The sequence below is a fragment of the uncultured Ralstonia sp. genome, from assembly GCA_913056305.1.
In the GTDB taxonomy this organism is placed as follows: Bacteria; Pseudomonadota; Gammaproteobacteria; order Burkholderiales; family Burkholderiaceae; genus Ralstonia.
Window position 1 is genome coordinate 1 of record CAJXMR010000215.1, and the last position, 7,734, is coordinate 7,734.

General features: G+C 63.4%; 7 protein-coding genes and 1 pseudogene. 6 read left to right on the forward strand and 2 right to left on the reverse strand.

Annotated features, from left to right (window positions below):
• From QZ609_RS22090 to QZ609_RS22115, 6 genes and pseudogenes are all read left to right on the forward strand, one after another.
• A partial coding sequence (locus QZ609_RS22090; protein ID WP_295499550.1) for a copper resistance protein B occupies nt 1-845 on the forward strand: 845 nt, incomplete at its 5' end.
• Between the two features lie 35 nt (nt 846-880).
• A complete protein-coding gene (gene copC, locus QZ609_RS22095; protein WP_004635311.1) occupies nt 881-1,267 on the forward strand; it encodes a copper homeostasis periplasmic binding protein CopC in 387 nt (128 codons plus the stop codon).
• Between the two features lie 4 nt (nt 1,268-1,271).
• Nucleotides 1,272-2,201: a copper homeostasis membrane protein CopD gene (gene copD, locus QZ609_RS22100; RefSeq protein ID WP_004635312.1), complete on the forward strand. Its 930-nt coding sequence runs from the start codon at nt 1,272-1,274 to the stop codon at nt 2,199-2,201.
• A gap of 29 nt (nt 2,202-2,230) precedes the next feature.
• A complete protein-coding gene (locus tag QZ609_RS22105) occupies nt 2,231-2,719 on the forward strand; it encodes a DUF411 domain-containing protein (RefSeq protein ID WP_080633406.1) in 489 nt (162 codons plus the stop codon).
• 380 nt (nt 2,720-3,099) lie between these two features.
• Nucleotides 3,100-4,740 (forward strand): cytochrome c/FTR1 family iron permease, encoded by a 1,641-nt coding sequence (locus QZ609_RS22110; RefSeq protein WP_238563843.1) that lies wholly within the window; start codon nt 3,100-3,102, stop codon nt 4,738-4,740.
• Between the two features lie 182 nt (nt 4,741-4,922).
• A pseudogene (locus QZ609_RS22115) lies at nt 4,923-5,099 on the forward strand (DoxX family membrane protein); the annotation flags it as partial.
• 23 nt (nt 5,100-5,122) lie between these two features.
• Here the strand turns inward: QZ609_RS22115 and QZ609_RS22120 are convergent.
• Both QZ609_RS22120 and QZ609_RS22125 read right to left on the reverse strand, forming a co-directional pair.
• Entirely contained in the window at nt 5,123-6,628 is a 1,506-nt protein-coding gene (locus tag QZ609_RS22120) for a tyrosine-type recombinase/integrase (protein ID WP_004635319.1), read from the reverse strand.
• Nucleotides 6,625-7,563: a DNA-binding protein gene (locus QZ609_RS22125; protein WP_004635320.1), complete on the reverse strand. Its 939-nt coding sequence runs from the start codon at nt 7,561-7,563 to the stop codon at nt 6,625-6,627. The genes QZ609_RS22120 and QZ609_RS22125 overlap by 4 nt, the downstream gene beginning before the upstream one ends.
• Nucleotides 7,564-7,734 lie beyond the last annotated feature (171 nt).

The following is a 7,734-nucleotide window of genomic DNA, read 5'->3' on the forward strand; positions in this document are numbered from 1 at the left end:
GCATGGACCACGGCTCGATGCAGGGCATGGACCACGGCTCGATGCAGGGCATGGACCACGGCTCGATGCAGGGCATGGATCACGGCTCGATGCAAATGCAAGGCGGCTCTCCGCCACCTGATGCACGGGATCCGAATGCATACTCGGGTGGATATCAACTGGGGGTTGGAAAGTACGCGCTGGGCAATACCCGCCAGCTCATGATGGCCGATGAACACAATTTTGGATCGTTCTTGATTGATCGCCTGGAGTGGGTGCGCGGGACTAACTCCAACGCCGCGTCTTACGAGGCCCAAGCGTGGTACGGAAGCACTTACAACAAGGTTGTGCTGAAGGCGGAAGGCGATGTGAAAAAAGGTCGACTCGAGAAGGCGCGCACCGAGTTGCTGTGGGGGCACGCGATCACGACGTTCTGGGACACCCAGCTTGGGATCCGAAACGACGTCGGCTCGGGGCGTCCAGCGCGGAACTGGGCGGCTTTTGGCGTGCAAGGTCTGGCGCCATACTGGTTCAACATCCAGGCCACGGCATACGTTGGTAACAGTGGTCGTACTGCGCTGCGGCTGTCCACGGAGTATGAATTGCTGCTGACCCAGCGCCTCATCCTACAACCGCGCGTGGAGGCGAACCTCTATGGGAAAAATGATCCGGTTCTGGAGATCGGCAGTGGCCTGTCTAGCGCTAGCGTCGGACTGCGTTTGCGTTACGAATTCAGCCGGCAATTCGCGCCTTACATCGGCGTTGAGCGGTACCAGACGTTTGGCAACACGGCCAATATGATCAGGGCTGATGGAGGCCGCAGTGGCGAGACTCGGTTTGTCGCAGGCCTGCGAGTTTGGTACTAGTCGTTTTCTTTTTCACCACCAGTGGAGGTATTGATATGTTGAACCATCGTTACATTGCCAGCATTGTTGTCGCGGCCTCGGCCATTCTCGCCAGCACGGCTGCATTTGCGCATCCCAAGCTGTTGTCTTCCACGCCCGCCGACAAAGCCGAAGTAGCCGCGCCGGCAAAGATCGAGCTCAAGTTCTCGGAGAGTCTCTCGACGCAATTCTCGGGGGCAAATCTGGTGATGACGGAAATGCCCGGCATGTCGGGGCAAGATGCCATGAAGGTTGCTGCAAACGTCTCAGCAGGCGACGACCCCAAGACAATGGTCATCACGCCTGCCAAGCCCTTGATGACCGGGACGTACAAAGTCGAATGGCGCGCAGTTTCATCGGACACTCACCCCATGACGGGGAATATTTCGTTTAAGGTCAAGTAAAACCATGGCAGACGATTGGCTCAATATCGCCTTGCGGTTTGCGCTGTATCTGGATTTGACGATCCTGTTCGGTGTCTCGCTGTTCGGCGTGCAAGCGTTGCGGCCCGATCACCGAGCATCGGCGATTGCGCGTCGATACGTCTGCACCGTTGGAACCACTGCCGCCTTGGGCATCCTCCTGTCGCTGTGGAGCATCGTGGTGATGGCCAAAGCCATGACCGGTGCCACCGAGTATGGCGCCCTAACTAGCCATATCTTCGGCATGATCCTGACCACCACTACGGTCGGACTGGCCTGGATTGCGCGCTTGGTGGCGCTAGTGAGCTGCCTGGTCGTCGTTGCTTGGTTGGCAAAACGCCCGATACCTCATTTTGGGTTGTGTGCCGGCCTGGGCGCCGTGGCGCTCGTCACCGTCACTTGGGCTGGGCACGGGGCGATGCACGATGGTGCGACGGGATATCTTCATCTTGCATCCGATATTGCCCACGTCCTGGCCGCTGGGGCATGGGTCGGCGCATTAGCAGCGTTTGTGCTCCTGGCTTCCATGCGGCACGCGGCCTCAACGGAAGCGGTCGAGATTCTGAGCCATACGTCCAATGGCTTTGCCCGTCTTGGGACGTTGATTGTCGCCACTTTGCTCGCGACAGGGGTGTTCAACTATTGGCTGATCGTAGGCCCGACACTTGACGGACTCTTCTCTTCCCTTTATGGGCGTCTGTTGCTGCTCAAACTCGCCCTGTTTGGAGCGATGCTGGGCTTGGCAGCGGCCAATCGCTATCGATTGAGTCCACAGCTGGAGACGGCATTGGACGTAGGCGACCACTCTGACGCGGTTATAGCGCTGCGCCGAAGCCTTTGCATGGAGGCGGGACTCGCCGTAGTGATTCTCGCTGCGGTCGCTTGGCTTGGTGTGCTGTCGCCGCCGGGAACCTAGGCGATTTTGGCTGCACGAGAATAAGTACTATGACAAGACTATCGGGTATCAAGACTGTCTCAGCAATGAGGCGTTCCGTCATTGCAGGACTGGTGCTTTTGCCTGCCTTGGCTTGGGCACAAAAGACTGCATCCAAGACCCAGATTGAGGTCTGGAAGACACCAGCGTGTGGATGCTGCCGGGATTGGCTTTTGCATTTGCGGAACAACGGTTTCGAAGTGGTTGTACACGACGTCGAAGACACGGTCGAGGCAAGACAAAAAGTCCGCATGCCAGCGCGCTATGCCTCCTGTCACACCGGCCTTGTTCAAGGCTATGCGCTTGATGGCCATGTTCCGGCCCGTGAGATTCGGCGATTGCTGCGGGAGAGTCCATACGCGATTGGACTGGCGGTCCCTAGCATGCCAATTGGCGCGCCAGGTATGGACAGCCCTGCATATGACAATCGACACATGCCTTATAACGTCTTGCTGGTCGGCTTGGATGGCAACGCAACCGTATTCCAGCCGTATAAGTGAATGCGCAAAAAGCGTTTGGCGAAGTGCAGTCGGCTCCTTGCACATGTCGAGGAAATCTCCAGTCGAACCCTTGCGCAGTGAGGTGTTGCCCAATGGGTGGCACGCGTGAGAAACATGTCGGTTGCAGACCTTCCAGTCAACGTGCTGGCGACAATGGCGCTCGTCTTCGTAACATGGATTGCGCTGCTCATAGGCTTCGCCTGGTACTTGCGCAGAAAACGCGGAGCAAAGCATCCGTCAAATACACGTGCCGATGTCAATAGGCGCCGCCAAAACAAGAAATCCCGTTGTCGACGCTAACTACGCGATCATGGAGAAAAACGTCGACGTACCTAAGGACCCGCTTCAAAACTCTTTACGCGAGCGCTGGCGCATTGCGTTTGTCCATCGCAGCGAAGGCCTCGCCAGAAACTGTCGCCGAACTGGCTCGGAAGTTGGCCAGCGGCGTCCTCACAGCCTATCCGGTTCCTATGGCACCAAGCAAGGCGCCTGATTTGCAGAACGGGGCGAAGCTCTATCAAAGCCATTGTGCGTCCTGCCACGGCGTATCCGGTAACGCGGACGGCCCCCTCGCAGCGAAACTCAACCCGCCCCCGATTGCGCTGGCCGACCACGCGCGCGCGCAGGAACGCAGCGTCTTTGCCTTGCAACAGATCATCACGCGCGGCGTGGAGGGAACATCGATGCCGGGCTTTGCCCATCTCTCCGAAGACGACCGATGGGCTCTGGCCTATTTTGCTTCGACGCTGTCTTATTCAGATACTGACCGCCAGGCGGGCGCCAAGCTTTGGACTGCTGAACCGGGGCTGCGCGCGGCGGTTCCCACGCTCGACAAGCTTAGCCAGACCTCGGAGGCGGCACTTGCTAAATTCGTGGGTGCACAGACCTCTCGTGATGGTCTTGCATACCTGCGAAGCTCACCGGACGTACTGGCCGCATCGACCACCGATAGTCTCTCAATCGCCAAGGAAAAGCTGAAGGAAAGTGTCACTGCGCTTGACAAGGGAGACACGCGGGCCGCATCGCAACTGGCTTTGTCCGCATATCTTGATGGGTTCGAACCAGTTGAGCCTGCGTTGGCTGCCAAGAACCAGGCTCTCTTCCTGGACATCGAGAAGACGATGGGACTCTATCGAAATGCCGTCGCGAATGGCCAGGCAGAGCGCGCGCATGACATCGCAGCGCAACTGCAGTCAAGGCTGGACGAGGCGCAGGAAGCGCTCGCAGGCGCCAATGACGCATTCTCGACCTTCCTTGGCGCCTTTACGATCCTGCTTCGTGAAGGGCTTGAAGCGCTGTTGGTAGTCGTAGCCATGCTGGCGTTCCTCAAGAAGGCCAATCGCACTGACGTCCTTCCCTACGTTCACGCGGGTTGGGTCACTGCGCTGGGAGCCGGTGGATTGACGTGGGCGGTAGCTACCTACGTCGTTGATCTGAGCGGCGCTAGTCGCGAAATGACCGAAGGCTTCTCCGCGGTCTTCGCGGCGGTCGTCCTACTCGGCGTCGGCATGTGGATGCACCAGAAGAGTCTGGCGGGACGCTGGCAATCGTACGTGAAGGAAAAGCTGTCGTCGGCATTGAACAGGAAATCGGCGTTTATGCTCTTCCTGCTATCGTTCGTCACGGTCTACCGGGAAGTATTTGAGACCGTGCTCTTCTACGCGGCCCTGTGGTCCGATGGCAACGGTGCCTACATGCTCGCGGGACTCGGTTGCGGTATTGCTGTGCTGGCAGTGATTGCGTTTCTGCTCCTGCGATCGACGGCGCGTTTGCCGATTCGACAATTTTTCGCGTTCAGCTCCGCCTTGGTTGGCGTGCTTGCCGTGGTCCTGATTGGCAAGGGCGTGGCGGCACTGCAGAAAGTTGGCCTGTTGCAAGTGACGCCGCTCTCTATGCCGCGTATCGATGTCTTGGGCGTTTACCCCTCTGTGCAAACCATTGCCGCGCAAGTGGCTATTCTCCTCATCATCGTTGCCAGCGTGACCTATAACTTGCGATCGCAACGTACCGCGAGGGTGTGAGCCCCTGTCAGGCGCGAAGCTTTGTTCGTCGACCATTTCAAAGTCAGCGATTTGGCCCAAATGTGGCGGACTTTTTGCGACTACCTTCCATTCGCGGCAGGATCGATGGACGGCATGGACATGTAGGGCTGCCAAGGATGTCACGCAACTGTCGTGCTGTGCGGGCTGAGAAAAAGCCAACCTTCTGGAACTCGGCGATCGCCAAGCTGGCCAATTGGAATGCCGCCCTCGACCTGTTCCGCGAGGACTACCGGGTGCCGCTGGTGCCCTCGGAGTCTGCGGCCTGCCTGGCGGTGTCAATCGAGCTGACCGCCCCAGCTTTGCTGTTGCTGGGACTGGCGACCCGCGCCGTGGCGATGCGACAAGGCAACGCGCGCTGTCGCTACGGCCCATCATCCGCAAACGTGGCATCGACAAAGGCCCGCAACTGCGTCAGGTCGGTCCTGGCATAGGCCGCCGTGGTCTGCACCGAGGCGTGGCCGAGCAGCGCCTGGGCGGCCGGCAGCGGCACCTGGTGGTCGACCACCAGTGTGCGCGCATAGGCATGGCGCAGCCAGTGCGGGGAGGCCGCGCGCAGTAAGAGCGCCTGCGCCGGCTCGCGCGCCTGCAGACCATCGGCCACGGCCGCAAAGATCGCCTTGACCTCCCGGTACAGGCCTGCCGACTGTAGCGCTTCGCCCTTGTTGCCGTGGATTACAGGCAGCGCCTCGTGCGCCGGCGGCTCGGACGGCAGGCCGCGTGCTTGTCGGTAGGCGCGCAATACCGTCACGCACGGCACCGGCAGCGGAATGGCCCGTGCCTTGCGCCCCTTGCCGCAGACATAGAGCGTCCACCGCCCGGGCGCCTCGGCCTCCAGGCGGGGCAGTGCGATCTCTGTCGACCAGGCCAGTTCCGCCAGGCGCACGCCGGCGTAACGATACAGCGCCCAAATCGCGCGCCGCCGCTGCGCCGCCAGCGTGTTGGTCGTGTTGGCGGCGGCAAACTCCGGCGCCTCAAGCCAGGCATCGCACGCGGCCAGCAGCGCTGGCGGGATCAGCCGCGTCGGCGCGAAGCCGGCCCGGGTGCGGCTGCCGGCGGACAGGCCCGCGGCCGGATTGGCATGCAAGTAGCCGGTGTCGTACCAGTAGCCGTAGAGGCTTGCCACCACCGCCAGCGCGCGCGTGCGGGTCGCTTCTGACAAGGGCGGCGCGGCGTCCTCCCTGCCGGTCTCCCCGTGCTGCAGCGCGTGCCGGTAGCCGAGCAACCGCTGGCGCGTGAGGTCCGAGAGCGGCCCAAGCTCGTGCGCGCCGCACCAGCGCATCAGGCGGCGCAGTTCGGCGCCATAGGCGCGCAACGTGTGGGGCGAGCGCCCGGTTCGGTCGCGCAGGAAGAGCGCCAGCGCCTGTGCATCGTCGGCGGCGCCGAGCGTGTTGGCCGCCGCGTGCGGCTGGGCGAAGCGGCCGGCGCGCGTGAGCCACGCGTGGTCAGCAGGGCCGTAAGCGGCCAGCCACGGGTTCGCCGCGACAGCTCCCCTCGCTTCCGCGGCGGTCGGCACCGTTGCTTCGCTCGCTAAGGCGGCGGTGGACCGGATGCGGCGCCGGTGCGTGTGCAGCAGCCGCGCGAGGACCGTCTCCGGGCGGGGCGCCAGATCCGCCGTCACCGTGCGCAGGCGCCCGCGCTCCCAGTATTCGACTGCCCCATCGTGCGCCAGCAGCAGCTTGAGCACGGTCGGCTGCGCGGCCTTGGCGTCGGCCAGCGAGCCATAGCGGCGCTTGACGCGCGCCAGCGTCCAGTGCGCGTAGACCGGGTGCCCGAGTGCCTCCGCCAGGTAGGCGAGGGCCGCCGCGACGGTGGCCGGCAGTGGGCGCGGCGGCACCGCGCCCGTATCGATCCAGTCGGCCGGCTTCATGACTGGGCGGTCCGCTTGGCGGCCGCCTTGCCCGTCGATCTGGGCACGCGCGTCTTGGCCGCTGGTGGCGCCGCGGCCAGGGTCGCACGCAGCAGCTCGTCGAGCTGGGCGCGCTGGCTGGCGGTGACGGCCTTGAGTGCGCTCGCCTCGCCCGCGGCGGTCTGGCGCGCGGCCCGCTCGCTGGCCAGGTCGGCGTCGAGTCGTGCGCGCTCGTCTTCCAGCGCGGCGATGCGCCGCTCGGCGAATTTGAGTTGGGAGGCCAGTTGCGCGCGCTCGGCCCGCACCGCGTCGCGCTGGTGCGCGGTTTCCTGCAGGAGCTGCTTCGACAGCGCCTCGTAGCGCGCCTGGGTGGTGGCGATCGCCTCGGTGTGGGTGCGCTCGCCCGCCGTGGCGCGCTCCTGGGCGGTCGCCAGCGCCGCCTCGAGCTCGCCCCGGCGTGCGGCTTGCTCATCGGCGCGCGCGCACGCCGCCGCCTGGGCGGCGCACGCTACGGCCAGCGCGGTGTCGCGCGCGGCGAGCTGGCCGCGCACCTCGCTCAGTTCGGCCCGCAGCAGCTCGACCCGCAGTTCGGCCTCGGCGCGGGCGGCCTCGGCGGTGTCGGCTGTGGCTTGCGCCTCGCGCTTCAGGCGCACCACGTCGTCGAGCTGCACCGCGACCGCGGCCTGCCACAGCGCGCGCATCGCTTCGGCGATCTCGACCGGAATCTCGGGCAGGGCGAGGTCGGCCAGGCCCGAGCGCACCACCTCGGCCTCGATCGCGTTGAGCGTACGCGACAGCGTTGCAGGGTCACCGCCGCCCAGGCGGTCACGCAGCTTGCGCACCGACACCACGCGGCGAAAGCGTGCGGCCGTGGGCGGCGCCGCGTCGCCGGCCTCGGTGAGCATGGCCAGCACGGTGGCGCGGATCTGGTCGGGGGTGGCGGCGAGGCGGGGCATGGCAGTTTCCGGAGGCGCATTTCAGCCTATCTTACGCACATACCTAACGTTAGAAAAGCCATTTATGTGTTGCTTGGGAAAACCAAAGACGGATAAATCTAGTTATCTTGCGGAAACGGGGTAGAACAAGCAGTCGTGTCATCAACCGCCATCTCGATCACGGCAGATCAA

Coding starts and splice junctions, on each gene's coding strand:
- copC (WP_004635311.1), top strand. CDS start 881: ATGTTGAACCATCGTTACATTGCCAGCATTGTTGTCGCGGCCTCGGCC.
- copD (WP_004635312.1), top strand. CDS start 1,272: ATGGCAGACGATTGGCTCAATATCGCCTTGCGGTTTGCGCTGTATCTG.
- QZ609_RS22105 (WP_080633406.1), top strand. CDS start 2,231: ATGACAAGACTATCGGGTATCAAGACTGTCTCAGCAATGAGGCGTTCC.
- QZ609_RS22120 (WP_004635319.1), bottom strand. CDS start 6,628: ATGAAGCCGGCCGACTGGATCGATACGGGCGCGGTGCCGCCGCGCCCA.
- QZ609_RS22125 (WP_004635320.1), bottom strand. CDS start 7,563: ATGCCCCGCCTCGCCGCCACCCCCGACCAGATCCGCGCCACCGTGCTG.